This window comes from Streptomyces sp. NBC_00878, assembly GCF_026341515.1.
GTDB lineage: Bacteria > Actinomycetota > Actinomycetes > Streptomycetales > Streptomycetaceae > Streptomyces.
This window is the reverse complement of sequence record NZ_JAPEOK010000001.1, coordinates 8,342,640-8,362,351: the sequence shown is the minus strand read 5'-3', so window position 1 is coordinate 8,362,351 and position 19,712 is coordinate 8,342,640. Positions and strand designations below refer to the sequence as shown.

Sequence of the window (19,712 nt, the reverse complement as noted above, 5' to 3'; positions counted from 1 at the left end):
ACACCGGCTGCCGGGCACCTTCGCCCAGAGTCAGGCCATGTATACCTGTTAGGTATGGGCGATACTAGGGCCTGCGGCACATCGGCCCCTCAACACCGGCCGGCGCGCCCCGAAGGCGAACCGAGAGAAAGGGCGGAGGAGAGCACTGGTGCGGCTGCCCCTCCTGGCCCTGCTGGCGCGCGGCCCGGCCCACGGATACGAGCTCAAGCAGGGCCTTGAGCAACTGCTGGGCTCCGCGTACCCTCAGCCGAACGTCGGCCAGATCTATGTGACGCTCGGCCGCCTTGAGAAGTCGGGACTGATCGAGGGCGAGGAAGTCGAGCAGTCGAGCCGGCCCAACAAGAAGATCTACCACCTCACCGACGCCGGGCGTGAGGCGCTGCGCGCCTGGTACGAGGAGACGGCGGACGAGCCGCGCGTGCGGGACGAGTTCTTCATGAAGCTCGCGCTCGCACCGCAGACCGGGCTCGCCGACCAGATCACCCTGATCAACAAACAACGGCGCGAGTACCTGAACACCATGCGCAGTCTGTCGAAACTCGCCGCGAGCGAGAGCCGGGACAACCGCATTTCCCAGCTGCTCATAGAGGGCGCCATGCTGCATCTGCAGGCGGACCTCGACTGGCTGGAACGCTGCCAGGAGGAATTGGAGGAGCTGGAGTGAGCCGCACCGCTCCTTCGTCGCGCGCCGAGGGCGCCGCCCTGCTGCGTGCCGAGGGCCTGGTCAAGACCTACTACGGCGAGGGCGCCCCCGCGCATGCCGTGCGGGGCGTGGATCTCGCCGTACGGCAGGGTGAGTTCGTCGCCGTCACGGGCCCCTCGGGCGCCGGGAAGTCGACGCTGCTGCATCTGCTCGGCGGGCTCCAGCGACCGGACTCCGGCAGCATCTGGCTGGACGGCGAGTGCGCGGACGCGTACGGCGAGGCCCGCTGGGCTGTCGAGCGTCGGCGCCGTATCGGCATCGTCTTCCAGTTCTTCAACCTGGTCTCGAACCTGTCGGTCGCCGACAACGTCGAGCTGCCCGCCCTGCTCGCCGGCCTCTCCCCCAAGCAGGCGCGCGCCGAGCGCGAGCGGCTCCTCGCCGAGCTGGGCCTGGAGGGCAAGGAGCGCAGCATGCCGGGCGAGCTGTCCGGCGGCGAGCAGCAGCGGGTCGCGCTGGCCCGCGCCCTGGTCAACCACCCGCCCCTGCTGCTGGCCGACGAGCCCGCGGGCAGCCTCGACAGCAAGGGCACCCGCGAGGTGACCCGGCTGCTGTCCCGCTTCCACGAGCGCGGCCAGACCATCGTGCTGGTCACCCATGACGCGCGGCTCGCGAGCGCCGCGGACCGGGTGATCAGCTTCTTCGACGGCCGTATCGCCGACGACGCGGAACTCGACGCCACGCCCGTGCGCGGCGCGGGCATATCCGGCGTGCTGGAACTGAGGGACTGAGCGGCATGCACGAACCCCTCGCGCACGTCCCCGGCAATCGCCTCTTCCCCGCGCACGGGCCGAGGGGCTGAGCCGGCGTGCGGGCCACTCTGCGCTGGGCACACGCCGATCTGCGCAGGCATCGCGGCGAGGCGCTGTTCATCGTGCTCGCCACCACCGGGATCGTCGCCTCGCTGCTGCTGGCCACGGCGCTCTTCGGGTACGCGACCAACCCCTGGCAACGTGTCTTCACCCAGTCGCAGGGCGCGCACGTGTGGATCCACACCGGCCCGTCGGCCGACGCGCGCGAACTCGCCGAGCTGGACAGCGTCACGTCCGTTTCGGGCCCGTACCCCACCGCCGCCGCCTCCGTCGAGTCGCGCGGCACCCGCGCCTCCGTCGAGCTGCGCGGCATCGTCGGCCGACCCGAGACCGGCCGTCCGCTGCTCGCCTCCGGCCGCTGGCTCGACCCCGCGGCGCCGGACGGTGTGGTGCTGGAGAGCAGCCTCGCCCGATCGCTGTGGGCCGCGCCCGGGGACACCCTCACCGTGCCCGGCACCGCACGGACCCTGACCGTCCTCGGCATCGCCGACAGCGCCGAACCCCACTACAGCCCCGGAGAGCGGCCCGGCCTCGTCTGGGCCCTCCCGTCCGCCGTGCAGCGCACCGACGGGCGTAGCGGCCAGGTGACCGGACTGCGCCTGGCCGATCCCGACGACACGGACTACGCCGTGCAGCGCGCGGTGACCCTGCTCGGCGCCGGAGCGGTCACCGACGTCTCGCACTGGCAGCAGGCGCGGTCGGCGGCCCAGGGCGGCAACCGGCTGCTCGGCCAGGTCCTCGGCCTGTTCGGCCTGGGCGCCCTGGTCGCCGCCGCGCTCGCCGTGCACGGTGCGATCGGCACCCGTATCCGAGGCCATCTGCGGGACATCTCGGTCCTGAAGGCGATCGGCTTCACCCCGGGCCAGGTGGTGCGGAACTTCCTGCTCCAGCACGTCTCGTTCGCGCTGCTCGGCGCCGTGCTCGCCGCCGTCCTCACCCAGACCCTCGGCAGCCGGATCCCGGGGCGTCTCGGGGACGCGGTCGGTGTGTGGCAGGGGCTGCCGGGGCACACCGCGGCACTCCTCGGCGTGCCCGTGGGCGCCGTGCTGTTCATCGCCGCGACGACCGGGCTCGCGGCCTGGCGGGCCGGACAGGTGCCGCCGGTACCGGGGCTGCGGGCCGCGGCACCGCTCGGCGGCCGGCTGTCCGGCCTGGCGCGCGGAGCGCTCGGGCTGCGGCTGCCGTCCCCGCTGGTCCTGGGCTGGCACAAGGCGTTCTCGCGCCGGCCACGCTCGCTGGCCACGCTCGCCCGGCTGGCGCTGCCGCTGCTGCTGATGGTCGTGGCCATGAGCGCCTGGACCACCATCGACCGCTTCCAGAGCAGGCCCGACCAGATCGGTCTCGCAGCCGCGCTCACCGTAAGGGCGGACGAGACCCTGACCGATCCGGACGTACGCGCCCTGCTGGACCGGCACCCGCAGGTCGCCGCCGTCCACCCGGGCGTCGAGGTGGCCGCCCTGGTCCCCGGCCAGACGGGCACGATCGCGCTGCGCGGGCTGGGCACGCGCCAGGATCCGTACCCGTTCTCGCTGGCGGAGGGACGCCCCGCGCGCGGCCCCGACGAGGCGGTGGCGGGTCAGGGGCTGCTCGACCTGCTGGACGTGCGCGTCGGGGACAGGGTGCGAATGACGGTGGGCGCGCAGCCGCAGATCCTGCACATCGTCGGACGCAGCATCGAGCCGGAGAACAGCGGCCGGGTCATCTCCACCTCGCTCGACACCCTCCGGGAGAACGACCCGGAGCTCCGGGCGGCCCTCTACCAGCTCCAGTTGCGCCCCGGCGCCGACCCGCGGCGGGTGGCCGCGGAGCTGACCGAGGCGGCGCACGGCGACATCAGTGTGCACGCCGTGCCGAACCCGGCCGACGGGCTCTCGCCGCTGCGCGGAGTCGTCGTGGGACTGATCGCCGTACTGGCCCTGATCGGCCTCATCGAGCTGCTCACAGCCATCGGCGGCACGGTGCGCGAGGGCGAGCGGGACCTCCTCGCCCTGAAGGCGATCGGGCTGACCCCGCGGCAGATCACCGCGGTCACGGTGACGGCCACGGCGTGCACGGCGCTGGCCGCGGTCCTCGTCGGTACGGCGCTGGGGGTGCCGCTCGCGCACTGGCTGATCGACGCGCAGGGCAGGTCGAGCGGCATCGGCGCGGGGATCGCCCGGGGCCCCTCCCCCGTCCTCCTGCTGCTCTTCGGCACGGCCGCCGTGCTCGGCGCCGCAGCCCTCGCCGCCCTGCCCGCGGCCCGCGCGGCCCGCCGACGGCTCGCGGACACGCTGAGCGCGGTGGCCTGAGCCGGGTCAGGACGCGGCGGCCCGAGCCGGGTCAGGAACCGTACGGGGGCTGCGTGGGCGGCCCGTACGGATTGCCCTGGACGTACGGCGGAGGGTACGGCGTGCCGGTGCCCGGCGGGTACGGCTGGCCGGGCGGGTAGGGCTGACCCGGAGGTGCGTACGGCTGGCCCGGCGGCATGTACGGCTGGCCGGGCGGCGCGTACGGCTGGCCCGGCTGCGGGTACGGGTACGGGTTCCCCTGGGGCGGCACGTACCCGTTGTTCGGTGCGTACGGCCGCGGGGGCGGGAGCGTCGCGGGGTGTGCGCCCAGCCGGATGCCGTGGTGGCGTCGGAGCCGGTGCGACTCCAGGGCGGCGATGGACGTGACCGCCAGCGGGGCGCCCAGGATGAAGACGATCCCCATCGTGAAGCTGAGCCCGTGCAGATCACCGGTGACCAGGTCGGGAATGGCCATCAGCCAGGTCGTCACCGTGGCGAGCAGCGGCGGCAGGCCGCGGTGCACGGCCGCGGAACCGAAGAAGTTCCCGGACAGCTGCACGGCCCCGTACATCAGCATGCCGGTGATCCACATCGCCGGCAGGCCGAGCACCACCGTCCAGATGGGTCCGTACGCGATCGACGCCTGCCACAGGAACACCGTCCCGACGACCATGCCGATGAAGAGCAGCAGCAGCTTGAGCGTGTTGAACAGGGACCCGCGCAGCTCGCGGATCCGCCCGGTGCGCCGCCAGACGAGGAGCATCACCCCCACCGTCAGAGGCGTGATGAACAGCAGGACGAGGGCCGCGACAACGATGTTCTCCAGAACTTCGTTGAAGTCGAACCTGCCCTCCACGAACGTGTACACGCCGAAGGCCGCGACAGCCCCGGCGATGACACGCACCCGCTTCAGCCGCTCCATCGACGGATCGACCGCGGGCGGGATCCACGCCGGGTGGAACACGGCCTGCGCCACGGCCTTGGGCTGCAGAATCGACGCCACCGACAGGTTGCGGCTGAGCCATCTTCCGCGCGAACCAGCCATGTTCAGCTCCCCCGAGCCCTCGACGCCATGATCGCCCGGGATTCTACGGGAAGCGGACGACATTCTCGCCGACCGCTTCCCGATCCACACGACTACTGCACGACTACCGGCGCAGGGCTACGGGACCGCGGGTGCGGGACTACTGACGGCCGCGCAGCTCCCGGTACTTGGCCACGAGCGCCGTGGTGGACTCGTCGAGTCCCGGCACGTCCGCACCCTCCGTCAGCGCGGGCTCCACACGCTTGGCGAGGACCTTGCCGAGCTCGACGCCCCACTGGTCGAAGGAGTCGATGTTCCAGATCGCGCCCTGGACGAACACCTTGTGCTCGTAGAGGGCGATCAGCTGGCCGAGCACCGACGGGGTGAGCTCGCGCGCGAGGATGGTGGTCGTCGGGTGGTTGCCCTTGAACGTCTTGTGCGGCACCAGCTCCTCGGGCACGCCCTCCGCCCGCACCTCGTCCGGCGTCTTGCCGAAGGCCAGCGCCTGCGTCTGCGCGAAGAAGTTGGCCATCAGCAGGTCGTGCTGGGCGACCAGACCCGGCAGCAGATCGACGACCGGCTCGGCGAACCCGATGAAGTCCGCCGGGATCAACTTCGTGCCCTGGTGGATGAGTTGGTAGTACGCGTGCTGCCCGTTGGTACCGGGCGTGCCCCATACGACCGGGCCCGTCTCCCACGCCACAGGCAGCCCGTCGCGGTCCACGGACTTGCCGTTGGACTCCATGTCGAGCTGCTGCAAGTACGCGGTGAACTTGGACAGGTAGTGCGAGTACGGCAGCACCGCGTGCGCCTGCGCGTCATGGAAGTTGCCGTACCAGACGCCCAACAGGCCCAGCAGCAAAGGCACGTTGGACTCGGCGGGCGCGGTCCTGAAGTGCTCGTCGACGAGGTGGAAGCCGTTCAGCATCTCCCGGAAGCGGTCCGGGCCGATCGCGATCATCAGCGACAGACCGATCGCCGAGTCGTACGAGTAGCGGCCGCCGACCCAGTCCCAGAACTCGAACATGTTGGCCGTGTCGATACCGAAGTCCGCGACCTTCTCGGCGTTCGTCGACAGCGCCACGAAGTGCTTGGCGACGGCTTCCTGACCGGCCTTCAGCTCGGTCAGCAGCCAGTCCCGGGCGGAGGTCGCGTTGGTGATCGTCTCGATGGTGGTGAAGGTCTTCGAGGCGATGACGAACAGTGTCTCGGCCGGGTCCAGGTCCCGTACGGCCTCGTGCAGGTCGGCCCCGTCCACGTTCGACACGAAGCGGACGGCCAGGTCGCGGTCGGTGAAGGACCGCAGCACCTCGTACGCCATCGCCGGGCCGAGGTCGGAGCCGCCGATGCCGATGTTCACGACGTTCTTGATGCGCTTGCCGGTGTGTCCCGTCCACTCGCCCGAGCGGACGCGCTCGGCGAAGCCGGCCATCTTGTCGAGGACGGCGTGCACGGCCGGTACGACGTTCTCGCCGTCGACCTCGACAACGGTGTCACGCGGGGCGCGCAGCGCGGTGTGCAGGACCGCACGGTCCTCGGTCGTGTTGATCTTCTCCCCGCGGAACATGGCGTCCCGCAGGCCGAACACGTCCGTGGCGGCGGCCAGCGCGCGCAGCAGCCGCAGTGTCTCGTCGGTGACGAGGTGCTTGGAGTAGTCGACGTGCAGATCGCCGACCTGGAGGGTGTATCCGGTGCCGCGTCCGGGGTTCTGGGCGAACAGCTCACGGAGCTGTGCCTCGCCGAGTTCCTCCCGGTGCCCGGCCAGAGCGGTCCACTCGGGCGTCTGGTTGAGCCTGGTACGGCTTTCTGCGTTCATCTGGGACTTCAGCCTTCTTTCGTACCTGTCCTGCTGCGTACCTTGCCCCGCTGCCGGTCCCAACCTAATTGATCAGGGCGGAACGTGAGCTGTCGTCCCGCCGTCGTCCGGCTCAACAACAGATACGTCCGGCTGGAGCACGCGTATCAGCGCGGCACGGGAGAAGGCACGGGCGCGGTCCCGACGCACGTCCCGAACGCGTCCGGCCGGACACCCCGTGGGTGTCCGGCCGGACGTCAACTCCTAGATCTCGCCCCGCAGCTTGGCGAGCGCCTCGGCGAGGATCGCCTCACCGTCCGCGTCGCTGCGCCGTTCCCGTACATACGCGAGGTGCGTCTTGTACGGCTCGGTGCGCGGCGGGTCCGGCGGATTGTCCCGGTCCTGTCCGGCGGGGAAGCCGCAGCGCGGGCAGTCCCAGGTGTCGGGGACCTGCGCGTCGCTGGCGAAGCTGGGCTGCGTCTCGTGCCCGTTCGAGCACCAGAAGGAGATGCGCAGCCGGGGCGCGGACTCGCCACGCTCGGCCTCGCCCATCGGCCCCGCCCCGACCCGGCTTCCTCGGATCGCGTTGCCACTTGCCACGGTCGTAACTCCCTGCGTAATGGTGCCGCAAAGCGAGTCGGCGTTTCGCTTCGCTGCGAGCGCCTCAGTCTACGTAAGGCCCAACGCGCGTCTAGTGGATGGAGTTACACCCCGCACGAAGACGCAAGCCCCATGATAGGCCGCGCTTGCGGGCGCGTACCGGACATGGGGCCTTACGTGCGGAATGTGCTTGCGTAATGTGCGTTTGTGCTGCCGTTCCGATGTCGGCGGTGATCAGTTGTTGACCTTCATCAGAATGCCCAGCACCACAATGGACGCGAACCACAGCAAACCGACCACCACGGTGATGCGGTCGAGGTTGCGCTCGGCGACCGAGGAGCCGCCGACGGAGGACTGCATGCCGCCACCGAACATGTCGGACAGGCCGCCGCCCTTCCCCTTGTGCATCAGCACCAGCAGCATCAGCAACAGGCTGAAGACGATCAGGGCGATCGAGAACCCCATAACCACGGCTGGACCAACTTCCTCGGACTTAGACGGACGACGGGGGCCGGTGCTTCGGGTACGAAGCCGCCCGGCCCCCGCAAGGGTACGACGTAACGCCGCTACGGCCTACTCGCAGGTCGTCGGTTCGGCTACGGAACGCGGTTCACTGGTCGCGGAAGCGGACGATCTTGACGAACTCCTCGGAGTCCAGGGACGCGCCGCCGACCAGGGCGCCGTCGATGTCCGGCTTCGCCATGATCTCGGCGACGTTGCCGGCCTTCACGGAGCCGCCGTACTGGATACGGACGGCGTCGGCGAGCTCCTGCGTGTACAGCTCGGCGAGCTTGCCGCGGATCGCCGCGCAGACCTCCTGGGCGTCGTCGGAGCCGCAGACCTTGCCGGTGCCGATGGCCCAGACGGGCTCGTACGCGATCACGATCGACTCGGCCTGCTCGGCCGAGAGGTCCTTGAGACCGCCCTCGACCTGGGCGAGCGTGTGCGAGACGTGGTTGCCCGCCTCGCGGACCTCCAGTTCCTCGCCGACGCACAGGATCGGGGTGAGGCCGTGCTTGTAGGCGGTCTTCACCTTGGCGTTGACGATCTCGTCGGTCTCGTTGTGGTACTGGCGGCGCTCGGAGTGGCCGACCGCCACGTACGTGCACTTGAGCTTGGCGAGCATCGAGCCGGAGATCTCGCCGGTGTAGGCACCGGAGTCGTGCGCCGAGAGGTCCTGGGCGCCGTACTTGATCTTGAGCTTGTCCCCGTCGACCAGGGTCTGCACCGAGCGCAGGTCGGTGAAGGGCGGCAGGACCGCGACCTCACAGGCCTCGTAGTCCTTGTCGGCCAGGGCGAAAGCGAGCTTCTGGACGTGGGCGATGGCCTCGAGGTGGTTGAGGTTCATCTTCCAGTTGCCCGCCATCAGCGGCGTGCGAGTGGTCATACGGGGTCAGTCCTCCAGTGCGGCGAGGCCGGGGAGCGTCTTGCCCTCTAGGTATTCGAGGGAGGCGCCGCCGCCGGTCGAGATGTGGCCGAATGCCGTCTCGTCGAAGCCCAGGATGCGGACGGCCGCGGCGGAGTCGCCACCGCCGACGACCGTGAAGGCCGGGGAGTCGAGGAGAGCCTGGGCGACCGCCTTGGTGCCCTCGGCGTAGTCGGGGTGCTCGAAGACGCCCATCGGACCGTTCCAGAAGACCGTGGCGGCGTCGGTGAGCTTCGATGCGTACAGCTTGCGGGACTCCGGACCGATGTCCAGGCCCATCTGGTCGGCCGGGATGGCGTCCGCGGCGACGGTGGTGGGGTTGGCCGGAGCCTTGGTCTTCAGGTCCGGGAACTCGGGGGCGACCAGGACGTCGACGGGAAGGACCAGCTCGACGCCGTTCCTCTCGGCGCGCTCGATGTACTCCTGGACCGCCGGGATCTGGTCCTCCTGGAGGAGCGACGCGCCGATCTCGTAGCCCTTGGCCTTGAGGAAGGTGTACGCCATGCCACCGCCGATCAGCAGCCGGTCGGCCTTGCCGAGCAGCTGGTCGATCACGGCGAGCTTGTCGGAGACCTTGGCGCCGCCGAGCGCGACCACGTAGGGGCGCTTGACGTCCTCGGTGAGCTTCTTCAGGACACCGACCTCGGTGGCGATGAGGTAGCCGGCGTAGTGCGGCAGCCGCGCCGGAAGGTCGAAGACCGAGGCGTGCCCCCGGTGCACGGCACCGAAACCGTCGCCTACGTAGACATCGGCCAGGGCGGCGAGCTGCTCGGCGAACTCGCCGCGCTCGGCGTCGTCCTTGGACGTCTCGCCCGCGTTGAAGCGGAGGTTCTCGATGACCGCGACCTGGCCCGGCTGCAGCCCGTTCACGGCGTCGTGCGCGGCGGGGCCGACGGTGTCCTGGGCGAAGGCCACGGGCGCGTCCAGCAGCTCGCCGAGGCGCTCGGCGGCGGCGAGCAGCGAGAAGGCGGGGTCCGGGGCGCCCTTGGGGCGGCCCAGGTGCGAGGCGACGATCACCTTGGCGCCCGCCGCGGCGAGGGCCTTGACGGTCGGCAGGACGGCGCGGATGCGGCCGTCGTCGGTGATGAGGCCGTCGGCCAGCGGCACGTTCAGGTCGGCGCGGACGAAGACCCGCTTGCCGTCCACACCTTCGGCGAGAAGTTCGTCGATCGTCTTCATGAGGGGACTCCTAGGAGGGCTCTTGGTCCGGAGAGGGCTGATCGATCGGCACGCGGCACAGGGCTCGGGCAGCGCGGCGGTGCGCTGCCCGAGCCCTGTGCTCACATCGAGAGGCCTTGCTCTGGGACTTAGAGCTGGCCGCCGACGAAGACCGTGAGGTCGACGAGGCGGTTGGAGTAGCCCCACTCGTTGTCGTACCAGCCGAGGATCTTCACCGTGTTGCCCTCCTGGACCATGGTCAGGGAGGAGTCGAAGGTGCAGGAGGCCGGGTCGCTGACGATGTCCGAGGAGACGATCGGGTCCTCGGTGTAGGCCAGGTAGCCCTTGAGGTCGCCGTCGTCGGAGGCCTTCTTGAACGCGGCGTTGACCTCGTCCTTGGTGACCTCGCGCTGCAGTGTCACGACCAGGTCGGTGGCGGAGCCGGTCGGGACCGGGACGCGCATCGCGATGCCGTCGAGCTTGCCCTTGAGCTGCGGGAGGACGAGGGCGGTCGCCTTCGCGGCACCCGTGGTGGTCGGGATGATGTTCTCGGCGGCGGCGCGGGCGCGGCGCAGGTCCGAGTGCGGGAAGTCCAGGATGCGCTGGTCGTTCGTGTACGCGTGGACCGTCGTCATCAGGCCCTTGACGATGCCGAAGTTCTCGTCGAGGACCTTGGCCATCGGCGCCACACAGTTGGTGGTGCAGGAGGCGTTCGAGATGACGTGGTGGTTCGCCGGGTCGTACTTGTCCTGGTTGACGCCCATCACGATGGTGATGTCCTCGTCCTTGGCCGGAGCCGAGATGAGGACCTTCTTGGCGCCACCGGTGATGTGCTTCTCGGCGTCGGCCTTCTTGGTGAAGATGCCGGTCGACTCGATGACGATGTCGACGCCCAGCTCGCCCCACGGGATGTCGGCGGGGTTGCGCTCGGAAAGAACCTTGATCGTCTTGCCGTCGACGGTGATCGTGTCGGCGGTGTGCGACACCTCGGCCTTGAGTCGGCCCAGGATGGTGTCGTACTTCAGCAGGTGAGCGGTGGTCGCGGTGTCACCCAGGTCGTTGACAGCCACGATCTCGATGTCTGCACCCTGCTCCAGCAGCGCGCGGAAGTAGTTACGACCGATGCGGCCAAAGCCGTTGATGCCTACGCGGATCGTCACGAACCGATCTCCTCGTTAGGAACGCCGGCTTTGGACGCCGGCGAGTTTGTATGGGATGTCCCCGACCGCCTACGACCCTACCTCCCTGACGCTCCCGGAGTGACATCGAGCGCCCCATACACGGCAGGGCGGTCCGTACCCACCAGTAGGGGTACGGACCGCCCGGGCTCGACGCCCTTGTTTCCGTGTCAGCCGCTCACGGCGTCACCCGTGTCAGCTGCGCAGAGCCGCCAGGGCCTTGCCGAGCAGGGCCGTTCGGTCGGCGGCCGCGGTGACGTGCTCCAGGCCGAAGCCGAGCAGCACGGTGTCACGCGTGGTGACCGCTCCGTACGTCTTGAAGAGTTCACCGGAAAGGCCCCAGTCCTGCACGACCGCGGGGCTGCCCGCGGGCGGCCCGGGGACGCTCCAGGCGCCGAGCGACGTCTCGAAGCCCTCGGTCTCGCCGGCCGTGCCGCCGATGACGACGGAGGCGTTGTCGGCCAGGACACCGTGGCCGCCCGTTCCCGGGTCGGTGATGTAGCTCAGCGACACCTCCACCGTCTTTCCGGCGTACGCGGAGAGGTCGAAGGTGACTTCCTGCCAGCCCTCGGAGGCCCCGGTGAAGCTGTTCCACGAGCCGCTCGTGCCGGTGGCGGTGCAACCGGCGGAGCCCGGCGTCAGATAGCGCTTGAGGGCGGGGTGCGCCTGGATGAAGTACCCGGCCTCGCACTCCACGGGAACCGCGGTGCTGGTGGCGCCGCCCTTCTCCGGGAGTGTCGTCCAGTCGTCGGCCCCGGCCGTGTGCGCTTCGAGCACCGCGTGGTCGTAGCCCGCCTCGGTGTCCCACAGGAGCCTCGTGTTCAGGGAGGGCGCGTCGGCCGCGCTCACCCCGGTGAGGTCGATGGTGCGGGTGAGGCGGTTCCAGGCGAAGTCGGAGTGCGTGACGGCCGCCATGGACGTGCCCGCGTACGGTCCGTACGGGTTGACGGTCCCCGGGTACTGTCCCGCTCCAGCGCTCGCGAACTGCGGGTACGTGGCGGCGGGCAGGGTGTCCGAGGTGACGCTGTAGGCGCCCGCCGCGTTCAGCGGGTTGCCGGGCGCGTCGCCGAGCGGTCCGGTGGCTCCGGCGAGCTTGCCCGAGCCGGTGAAGGCCGTGACGCCCGGTGTCGTCGTACGGGAGTAGGCGCCCAGGTAGTACTGGCTGAAGTCGTTCGTCAGGGCGCCCGGCAGTGCGACATTGCCGCCCGCCTGCTCGCCCGCCTCGATCAGTTTGCCGCCCTCGTTGAGGTAGGCGCGCAGTTGCAGCTGGGTGGCGTAGCCGGGGCGGTCGGCGCCCGTGTAGTGGACGACGGTCTTGAAGTGGCCGAGGACGCCGAGCGCGTCGGGCACGCCCTGGGTGGCGACGTCCCAGACGAGGGGCTTGCGGCCGTTGGCCTTCAGGGCGTCGACGTAGGCCTGTGCCTGCGTCGCTGCGGCGGCACCCTCCTCGGCGACCACCAGCGTGTCGGCACGCGGCCGCTCGGCCACGGTGTACGTGAAGCGCTCACTGGAGGTGGGCTTCCCGCTCTTCGTCTCACCGGTGAACCAGACCTCGACCTTGTCGCCCGGGTCGCCGTCCGCCACGAAGGCGCGGTACTCGTCGAAGTAGAGGTTGTCCTCGCCGCCGAAGGTCTCGCCGCCCTTCCACGGCTTGAGCGCCATGTCCTCCGTACGGCCGCCGTTGACGCGGTACCTGAGCTCCTTGTCGCGTACGGACTTGCGGGCGACGACCGTGATCTCCTGGTCGGCGCCGCGGGAGTACGAGGTGGTGAAGGGGGCCGGGGTGAAGTCGGGGGCGTCGATGCCGACCGAGGACTTCGGCTGGTCGGGCTTGGCGGCGCTCTCGGCGACGGAGAGCGCGAACGGGACGTTCTTCGCGAACTCCTGCTGGATCAGCTTCTCGTCGTCCGGGAAGGTGAAGACCGACGCGCAGTCCACCGCGTTCCAGGCGTCGTTCGGGTCGATGGTCGACGCGGTCTGGCAGGTCGACATCTCAGGGGTGAACATCGCCGTGCCGTTGACGTTGGAAGCGTGGCCGTCCGCCTCGCCGTTGGTCGTGTAGAGCTCGGAGGAGACCTGCGGGCGGTAGCCGGGGATCGCCGGGTTCTCGGGCGTGCCGGCGAGGGACTTGTAGAGCACGTCGTCCGGGCTGGGGGTGGCGACCTGCCAGCCGACTCCGTAGAGGATCAGTTCGGCGGCCGAGTGGTAGTTGATGCCGTACTCGAAGCCGATGCGCTTCTCGAAGGCGTCCAGCGCCTTGGTCTCGGGCTCGGAGCCGGGGCTCGCGCCGCGGTAGGTCTGGCTGGTCGGGTACGGGGACGAACCCTCGTCGTCGTAGCCCCACTTGTAGGAGAAGTTGCGGTTGAGGTCGACGCCGTCACCGGTGGTCCAGGCGCCGTCGCCGTTGACGTCGCGCATGTTCTTGCGCCACTGTCGGTCGCCCTCGGCCTCGAACGTCCAGTCGTAGCCGTCCGGGTTGGCGGACAGGACGAACCACAGCTCGGTGGAGTTCACGAGCTTGGTGACCCGCTGGTCCTTGCCGTAGTTGTCCAGGTAGTAGTGCATCAGGCGCCGGGTCATCTCCGGCGTGATCCACTCACGGGCGTGCTGGTTGGACATGTACAGCGTGGCGGGCTTGGCGCCGTCCTTGGTCTGCTTGGCGCCCTTGGTGAGCTTGAGGGCCAGGATGTCCTGCCCCTGAAGGGTCTTGCCGATGGAGACGACCTTGGTCAGGGACGGGTTCTGCTGCCCGGTCCTGAGGATCTCCTCCTGGAGGTTGCCCGCGCCACTGTAGGGCCGGTAGACGCCGTCCCCCGCGGCAGCCACACGCGCGCGTGCCTTCGCCGAGAGCTTGTGCTCGGCGAGGTCGACGCCCTTCTTCTCCAGCCCGTCGGCCTGCTTGTCGGTGAGGTAGACCTCGACCGTGGCCGTGCCCTTCTCCGGTACCTGTTCGCCCAGCTCATGGCTGTCCTGGCCCGCCGCGAGGAGCAGGGGTACCTGCTCCTTCGTGACGTCCGCGCGGAACACCTTGACCTCGTCCGCGCCCGGGGCGGTCGTGGCGCCGGGATCCGCCTGCGCCACGGGCGCGACGGCCACTCCGCCGAGCAGGAGTGCGCCGGCAGCGAGGATCGATCTCGCTCTTCGTCTCATGAACCCCCCTTGCAGTAGTTCGCCACAGCGGCGATCAACAGATGCCAGGCTCATGACACTTCATGGTCAAGTCAAGAGCGCCACACGGACAGCAAAACGCCGGTGCGGTTGCCCCAAATGGGCGCACGCACCGGCGTGTTGAGGATCTAGGACCGAAGCCCGCCGGGTGTCCGTGGAGCACCCCGCTGTCCGTGGAGCACCCGCGGCGGGGATCCGCATCCGCGGACCGGCCCGCGACGAGCTGTGCGCATCGGTCCGCGCGGGCGTCGGCCGTCTCCGGAGATCAGGGATCAGAGAGCAGAGAGCAAGGATCGGGGATCGGGGATCAGCCCGCGAGGTTGTCGGCCATCTCCTCGGTGAGTGTGGACTCCGTCCCCGGGATGCCGAGGTCCTGCGCCCGCTTGTCGGCCATGGCGAGCAGTCGGCGGATACGGCCCGCGACGGCGTCCTTGGTCAGCGGCGGGTCGGCGAGCGCGCCCAGCTCCTCCAAAGAGGCCTGCTTGTGGTCCATGCGCAGCCGTCCGGCGGCGGCGAGGTGCTCCGGGACCTCCTCGCCGAGGATCTCCAGGGCACGCCCGACACGGGCTCCGGCGGCGACCGCGGCACGGGCCGAGCGGCGCAGGTTGGCGTCGTCGAAGTTGGCGAGCCGGTTCGCGGTGGCGCGGACCTCGCGGCGCATCCGCCGCTCCTCCCAGGCCAGCACGGACTCGTGGGCGCCGAGCCGGGTCAGGAGGGCACCGATGGCGTCTCCGTCACGGACGACGACCCGGTCCACGCCCCGTACCTCGCGGGCCTTCGCGGCGATCGACAGCCGGCGGGCGGCGCCGACCAGCGCGAGCGCGGCCTCCGGGCCCGGGCAGGTCACCTCCAGGGAGGACGAGCGGCCGGGCTCGGTGAGCGAGCCGTGGGCCAGGAAGGCCCCGCGCCAGGCCGCCTCGGCGTCGCAGGTGGCCCCCGAGACCACCTGCGGCGGCAGGCCCCTGATCGGGCGTCCACGGCCGTCCACGAGCCCCGTCTGGCGGGCCAGCTGGTCACCGCCCGCGACGACCCGTACCACATAGCGGGAGCCGCGGCGCAGACCGCCCGGAGCCATCACGATCAGCTCGGAACCGTGGCCGAAGATCTCCAGGATGTCCCGCTTCAGCCGGCGCGCCGCCATCGCCGTGTCCAGCTCCGCCTCGATCACGATGCGGCCGCTCACCAGGTGAAGGCCGCCCGCGAAGCGCAGGAGGGCGGAGACTTCCGCCTTTCTGCAGCAGGTCCGGGTGACGGGAAGCCGGGAAATCTCGTCCTTCACCGCTGCCGTCATCGCCATGGGCCGATCCTTCCATGCATCCGAAAAATACGGTCGTACGCGGCGGCCAACAGCTCCGGATCGTGCCTTGGAGTCCCGTCGGTCCGGGCCACGGGCGCCAGCTCGACCGCGGCGCCGAACCGCTTGGCGGCATCGGTCAGTAAATCGCGGTCGGGCACGGCGGCCTCGTCGGCCAGCACCACGTCCAGGGCGAGTTTAGGGGCGTGTCGTCCCAAAACCTCCAAATGACGCTGCGGGGAGAAGCCATCGGTTTCTCCGGGCTGCGGGGCGAGATTCAGGGAGAGCACCCGGCGGGCCTTCGTGTTGGTGAGCGCGTCGAGCAGCTCGGGCACCAGCAGGTGCGGAATCACCGAGGAGAACCAGGAGCCGGGGCCGAGGACCACCCAGTCCGCGTCGAGGACCGCCGCGACGGCCTCGGGGACGGCGGGCGGGTCGTGCGGCACGACGTGCACGGACTGCACCTCGCCGGGCGTGAGCGCCACGGTCGCCTGTCCGCGGACGGTGTCGATGTCCTCGGGCCGCTCCGGGTCGTGGCCCTTGACCAGCGCCTGGAGCTCCAGCGGCACGGCGGACATGGGCAGCACCCGGCCGTGCGCGCCCAGCAGCCGGCCGACCAGGTCGAGGGCCTGGACGTGGTCGCCGAGCTGCTCCCAGAGGGCGACGATCAGCAGATTGCCGACCGCGTGCTCGTGCAGCTCGCCCTTGGACTGGAAACGGTGCTGGATGACGCGCGCCCAGGTCTGGCCCCAGTCGTCGTCGCCGCACAGCGCGGCCAGGGCCTTGCGCAGGTCGCCGGGCGGCAGCACGCCCAGCTCGTCGCGCAGCCGGCCGCTGGAGCCGCCGTCGTCGGCGACCGTGACGACGGCGGTGAGGTCGCCGGTGATGCGGCGCAGCGCGGTGAGCGAGGCGGACAGGCCCATGCCGCCGCCCAGCGCGACAACCTTGGGCTGCGCGCCGCGGCGGCGCGGCTTGGCGCCGCGGCCTTCGACGGCCTTGCCGCCGCGTGCCTCGGGGGCCATCCGCCGCAGCATGCTCAACCGCGGACTCCGTCCCGTCATTCGCGGCCCATGTCCCGGTGGACGACGACCGTCTCCACTCCCTCGGACACCAGACGGGCGGCGAGCTTCTCCGACATGGCGACGGAGCGGTGCTTGCCGCCGGTACAGCCGACCGCGATGGTCACGTAGCGCTTGCCCTCGCGGCGGTAGCCGGTCTGGATGAGGCGCAGCAGTTCGGCGTAGCGGTCGAGGAACTCCTTGGCGCCGGGCTGGTTGAAGACGTACGCGGCCACCTCCTCGTTCAGGCCGGTGTACTGGCGCAGCTCCGGTACCCAGTGCGGGTTGGGCAGGAACCTCATGTCCACGACCAGGTCGGCGTCGACCGGCAGGCCGTACTTGAAGCCGAAGGACATGACGGTGGCCCGCAGCTCGGGCTCCTCGTCGCCCGCGAACTGGGCGTCCATCTTGGCGCGCAGCTCGTGCACGTTCAGGCTGGAGGTGTCGATCACCAGGTCGGCGTCGCCGCGCAGCTCGCGCAGCAGTTCGCGCTCGGCCTCGATGCCGTCGACGATGCGGCCGTCGCCCTGGAGGGGGTGCGGCCGGCGCACGGACTCGAAGCGGCGCACCAGGGCGTCGTCGGAGGACTCCAGGAAGACGATCCGCCGGGTGACGTTCTTGGTCTCCAGGTCGGCGAGGGACTCGCGGAGATTGTCGAAGAACCGTCGTCCGCGGACGTCGACGACGACCGCGATCCTCGCCACGTTCCCCTGCGAGCGGGCGCCGAGCTCCACCATGGTGGGGATCAGCGCGGGCGGCAGGTTGTCGACGACGAACCAGCCGAGGTCCTCCAGACACTTGGCGGCGGTGGACCGGCCCGCGCCCGACATCCCGGAGATGATCACCAGCTCCGGAATGGCCGCCTCGGGGACGCCGGCCGTCTCGTTGTTCGTGCCCGTGTTCACTTCCGCTCCGTCTACGAGCGCGGCTTCGTCGGCCGCTTCTTGTCCTGCTTGTCGTTCTGGTGCTTGTCCTGCTTGTCGTTCTGGTGCTTGTCCTGCTTGTCGTTCTGGTGCTTGTCCTGCTGTCTGTCCCGCTGCTTGCTTCTCTTGTGCGGGATCTTCGCTTGCTTCCCTGTGCGATGCGTCGGTTTCGGCCGTGTGCGAATTCCCGGCTCCGGGCGCGCGTGGTTCCTCGCTCTCCGCCGTACTCCGTGCCGAGGGTTCTTCCTTCTCGTGCTCGGTCATCTCTCCTGCCCCCGTCGTTCGTCCGAGGTGCCCGCGGACACGGACTCCCCTGCGGAACCCGCCGTCGTCCCGGGTTCCTCTTCTTCCAGGATCTCTCCAGTCGCGGTGTTCACGGCGGGTGCCGCCGGAGCCGCCTGGGCGAGGGCCACGGCGATCGTCTCGGCCGTCTTGCGGCCGATGCCGGGAACCTCGCAGACCTGCTCGATGGTCGCGGTCCGCAGCTTCTTCACCGAACCGAAATGCTTGATCAACGCCTGTTTGCGTGTCTCCCCGAGGCCCGGTACGTCGTCGAGCGGGCTAGCCCTGAAGCGCCGTGCCCGCTTGGCGCGCTGGTAAGTGATCGCGAAGCGGTGCGCCTCGTCGCGCACACGCTGAAGAAGATAGAGCCCTTCACTGGTACGTGGCAGCACCACCGGGTCGTCCTCGCCCGGCACCCAGACCTCTTCGAGGCGCTTGGCCAGGCCGCATACGGCGATGTCGTCGATACCGAGCTCGTCCAGCGCCTTCCGGGCTGCGGCGACCTGTGGCTGTCCTCCGTCGACGACAACGAGCTGCGGGGGGTACGCGAACCTCTTGGGCCGCCCGTCCTCCTCGGTGAGCCCGGTCTCGCCGTCGGCCCACTCGCCGGTCCTCTCCTTCTCGGCGAGATACCGCTTGAAGCGGCGGGCGATCACCTCGTGCATGGACCGGACGTCGTCCTGGCCCTCGAAGCCCTTGATCTGGAAGCGCCGGTACTCGCTCTTGCGCTGCAGCCCGTCCTCGAAGACCACCATCGACGCCACGACGTCGTCGCCCTGGAGGTGCGAGATGTCGTAGCACTCGATCCGCAGGGGCGCGCTGTCCAGGTCGAGGGCCTCGGCGATCTCCTCCAGGGCCCGGGAACGGGTGGTCAGGTCGGAGGCCCGCTTGGTCTTGTGCAGGCCGAGTGCCTGGAGCGCGTTGCGCTGGACCGTCTCCATGAGGGCCTTCTTGTCGCCGCGCTGCGGAATCCGCAGCGAGACGTTCGACCCGCGGCGCTCGGTGAGCCACTCCTGGACGGGCCCCACGGGGTCGGGCAGCGCCGGGACGAGCACCTCCTTCGGTACGGAGTCGCCGGTCTCCTCCCCGTAGAGCTGCTGGAGCGCGTGCTCGACCAGGTCACCCGTGGTGACGGCCTCGACCTTGTCGGTGACCCAGCCGCGCTGGCCGCGCACCCGGCCGCCGCGTACGTGGAAGATCTGCACGGCCGCCTCGAGCTCGTCCTCGGCGAGCGCGATCAGGTCGGCGTCCGTCGCGTCGGCGAGCACGACGGCGCTCTTCTCCATGGCCTTCTTGAGGGCCTCGATGTCGTCGCGCAGGCGGGCGGCGCGCTCGTACTCCATCTCCTCGGCGGCGTCCGTCATGCGCCGCTCCAGGCGGCGGATGTACGTCCCGGTGCGGCCGGCCATGAAGTCGCAGAACTCCTCGGCGAGTTCGCGGTGGTCCTCGGGGGAGATCCGCTCGACGCAGGGGGCGGAGCACTTGCCGATGTAGCCGAGCAGACAGGGGCGGCCGGTCCGCTCGGCGTTCTTGAACACGCCCGCGGAGCACGTCCGTACGGGGAAGACGCGCAGGAGGAGGTCCACGGTGTCGCGGATCGCCCACGCGTGCCCGTAGGGGCCGAAGTAGCGCACGCCCTTCTTCTTCTGGCCGCGCATCACCTGCACGCGCGGGAACTGCTCGTTCATGGTGACCGCGAGATACGGATAGCTCTTGTCGTCGCGGTACTTGACGTTGAACCGGGGGTCGTACTCCTTGATCCAGGAGTACTCCAGCTGCAGCGCCTCGACCTCCGTGGACACCACCGTCCACTCCACCGACGCGGCCGTGGTGACCATCGTGCGCGTCCGCGGGTGGAGGCCGGAAAGGTCCTGGAAGTAGCTGGCCAGGCGCTGGCGCAGGCTCTTTGCCTTCCCGACGTAGATCACCCGGCGGTGCTCGTCGCGGAATTTGTAGACCCCCGGCGAGTCGGGGATCTGTCCCGGCTTGGGGCGGTAGCTGGAGGGGTCGGCCATGTCTCACACCCT

At 70.1% G+C, this 19,712-nt stretch carries 15 protein-coding genes; 3 read left to right on the top strand and 12 right to left on the bottom strand.

Going from position 1 to position 19,712, the window contains the following annotated elements; all coding sequences use genetic code 11:
- Positions 1-148: 148 nt before the first annotated feature.
- From OHA11_RS36225 to OHA11_RS36215, 3 genes are all read left to right on the top strand, one after another.
- Positions 149-664: a PadR family transcriptional regulator gene (locus tag OHA11_RS36225; protein ID WP_266503524.1), complete on the top strand. Its 516-nt coding sequence runs from the start codon at positions 149-151 to the stop codon at positions 662-664.
- Positions 661-1,431, top strand: a complete 771-nt coding sequence (locus OHA11_RS36220; protein WP_266503522.1) for an ABC transporter ATP-binding protein — start codon at positions 661-663, stop codon at positions 1,429-1,431. The genes OHA11_RS36225 and OHA11_RS36220 overlap by 4 nt, the downstream gene beginning before the upstream one ends.
- Positions 1,432-1,508: 77 nt before the next feature.
- Positions 1,509-3,800, top strand: coding sequence for an ABC transporter permease (locus tag OHA11_RS36215; RefSeq protein WP_266503521.1), 2,292 nt, complete (start codon positions 1,509-1,511; stop codon positions 3,798-3,800).
- A gap of 31 nt (positions 3,801-3,831) precedes the next feature.
- Here the strand turns inward: OHA11_RS36215 and OHA11_RS36210 are convergent, their stop codons facing one another.
- The 12 genes from OHA11_RS36210 to uvrC all read right to left on the bottom strand — a co-directional run bounded on the left by OHA11_RS36210 (position 3,832) and on the right by uvrC (position 19,700).
- The gene (locus OHA11_RS36210) at positions 3,832-4,824 is read right to left on the bottom strand and encodes a hypothetical protein (protein ID WP_266503519.1); all 993 of its coding nucleotides are present in this window, start codon (positions 4,822-4,824) and stop codon (positions 3,832-3,834) included.
- A 139-nt stretch (positions 4,825-4,963) separates the two neighbouring features.
- Complete coding sequence (gene pgi / locus OHA11_RS36205) at positions 4,964-6,619, bottom strand: glucose-6-phosphate isomerase (protein WP_266503517.1); 1,656 nt, start codon at positions 6,617-6,619, stop codon at positions 4,964-4,966.
- Positions 6,620-6,862: 243 nt separating this feature from the next.
- The gene (locus OHA11_RS36200) at positions 6,863-7,198 is read right to left on the bottom strand and encodes an RNA polymerase-binding protein RbpA (protein WP_003957010.1); all 336 of its coding nucleotides are present in this window, start codon (positions 7,196-7,198) and stop codon (positions 6,863-6,865) included.
- A gap of 234 nt (positions 7,199-7,432) precedes the next feature.
- Complete coding sequence (gene secG / locus OHA11_RS36195; RefSeq protein ID WP_030358806.1) at positions 7,433-7,663, bottom strand: preprotein translocase subunit SecG; 231 nt, start codon at positions 7,661-7,663, stop codon at positions 7,433-7,435.
- Positions 7,664-7,808: 145 nt separating this feature from the next.
- Positions 7,809-8,585, bottom strand: coding sequence for a triose-phosphate isomerase (gene tpiA, locus OHA11_RS36190; protein WP_266503513.1), 777 nt, complete (start codon positions 8,583-8,585; stop codon positions 7,809-7,811).
- Between the two features lie 6 nt (positions 8,586-8,591).
- On the bottom strand, positions 8,592-9,803 hold the full coding sequence (pgk, locus tag OHA11_RS36185; protein ID WP_266503511.1) for a phosphoglycerate kinase: 1,212 nt from the start codon (positions 9,801-9,803) through the stop codon (positions 8,592-8,594).
- 128 nt (positions 9,804-9,931) lie between these two features.
- Positions 9,932-10,942 carry a type I glyceraldehyde-3-phosphate dehydrogenase gene (gene gap, locus OHA11_RS36180; RefSeq protein ID WP_055615081.1) on the bottom strand — a complete coding sequence of 337 codons (1,011 nt, stop codon included), beginning with the start codon at positions 10,940-10,942 and terminating at the stop codon, positions 9,932-9,934.
- A 213-nt stretch (positions 10,943-11,155) separates the two neighbouring features.
- Entirely contained in the window at positions 11,156-14,110 is a 2,955-nt protein-coding gene (locus OHA11_RS36175; RefSeq protein WP_266503509.1) for a M14 family metallopeptidase, read from the bottom strand.
- Positions 14,111-14,435: 325 nt separating this feature from the next.
- Entirely contained in the window at positions 14,436-15,425 is a 990-nt protein-coding gene (gene whiA, locus OHA11_RS36170) for a DNA-binding protein WhiA (protein WP_266503507.1), read from the bottom strand.
- Positions 15,416-16,483, bottom strand: a complete 1,068-nt coding sequence (yvcK, locus tag OHA11_RS36165) for a uridine diphosphate-N-acetylglucosamine-binding protein YvcK (protein WP_266503505.1) — start codon at positions 16,481-16,483, stop codon at positions 15,416-15,418. The genes whiA and yvcK overlap by 10 nt, the downstream gene beginning before the upstream one ends.
- Positions 16,480-17,667, bottom strand: coding sequence for an RNase adapter RapZ (rapZ, locus tag OHA11_RS36160; protein ID WP_266503503.1), 1,188 nt, complete (start codon positions 17,665-17,667; stop codon positions 16,480-16,482). Before rapZ ends, yvcK begins: the two co-directional genes overlap by 4 nt.
- Complete coding sequence (gene uvrC, locus OHA11_RS36155; protein ID WP_266503502.1) at positions 17,664-19,700, bottom strand: excinuclease ABC subunit UvrC; 2,037 nt, start codon at positions 19,698-19,700, stop codon at positions 17,664-17,666. The genes rapZ and uvrC overlap by 4 nt, the downstream gene beginning before the upstream one ends.
- Positions 19,701-19,712: the final 12 nt, after the last annotated feature.

Coding starts and splice junctions, on each gene's coding strand:
- OHA11_RS36210 (WP_266503519.1), bottom strand. CDS start 4,824: ATGGCTGGTTCGCGCGGAAGATGGCTCAGCCGCAACCTGTCGGTGGCG.
- pgi (WP_266503517.1), bottom strand. CDS start 6,619: ATGAACGCAGAAAGCCGTACCAGGCTCAACCAGACGCCCGAGTGGACC.
- secG (WP_030358806.1), bottom strand. CDS start 7,663: ATGGGGTTCTCGATCGCCCTGATCGTCTTCAGCCTGTTGCTGATGCTG.
- tpiA (WP_266503513.1), bottom strand. CDS start 8,585: ATGACCACTCGCACGCCGCTGATGGCGGGCAACTGGAAGATGAACCTC.
- pgk (WP_266503511.1), bottom strand. CDS start 9,803: ATGAAGACGATCGACGAACTTCTCGCCGAAGGTGTGGACGGCAAGCGG.
- OHA11_RS36175 (WP_266503509.1), bottom strand. CDS start 14,110: ATGAGACGAAGAGCGAGATCGATCCTCGCTGCCGGCGCACTCCTGCTC.
- whiA (WP_266503507.1), bottom strand. CDS start 15,425: ATGGCGATGACGGCAGCGGTGAAGGACGAGATTTCCCGGCTTCCCGTC.
- yvcK (WP_266503505.1), bottom strand. CDS start 16,483: ATGACGGGACGGAGTCCGCGGTTGAGCATGCTGCGGCGGATGGCCCCC.
- rapZ (WP_266503503.1), bottom strand. CDS start 17,667: ATGACCGAGCACGAGAAGGAAGAACCCTCGGCACGGAGTACGGCGGAG.
- uvrC (WP_266503502.1), bottom strand. CDS start 19,700: ATGGCCGACCCCTCCAGCTACCGCCCCAAGCCGGGACAGATCCCCGAC.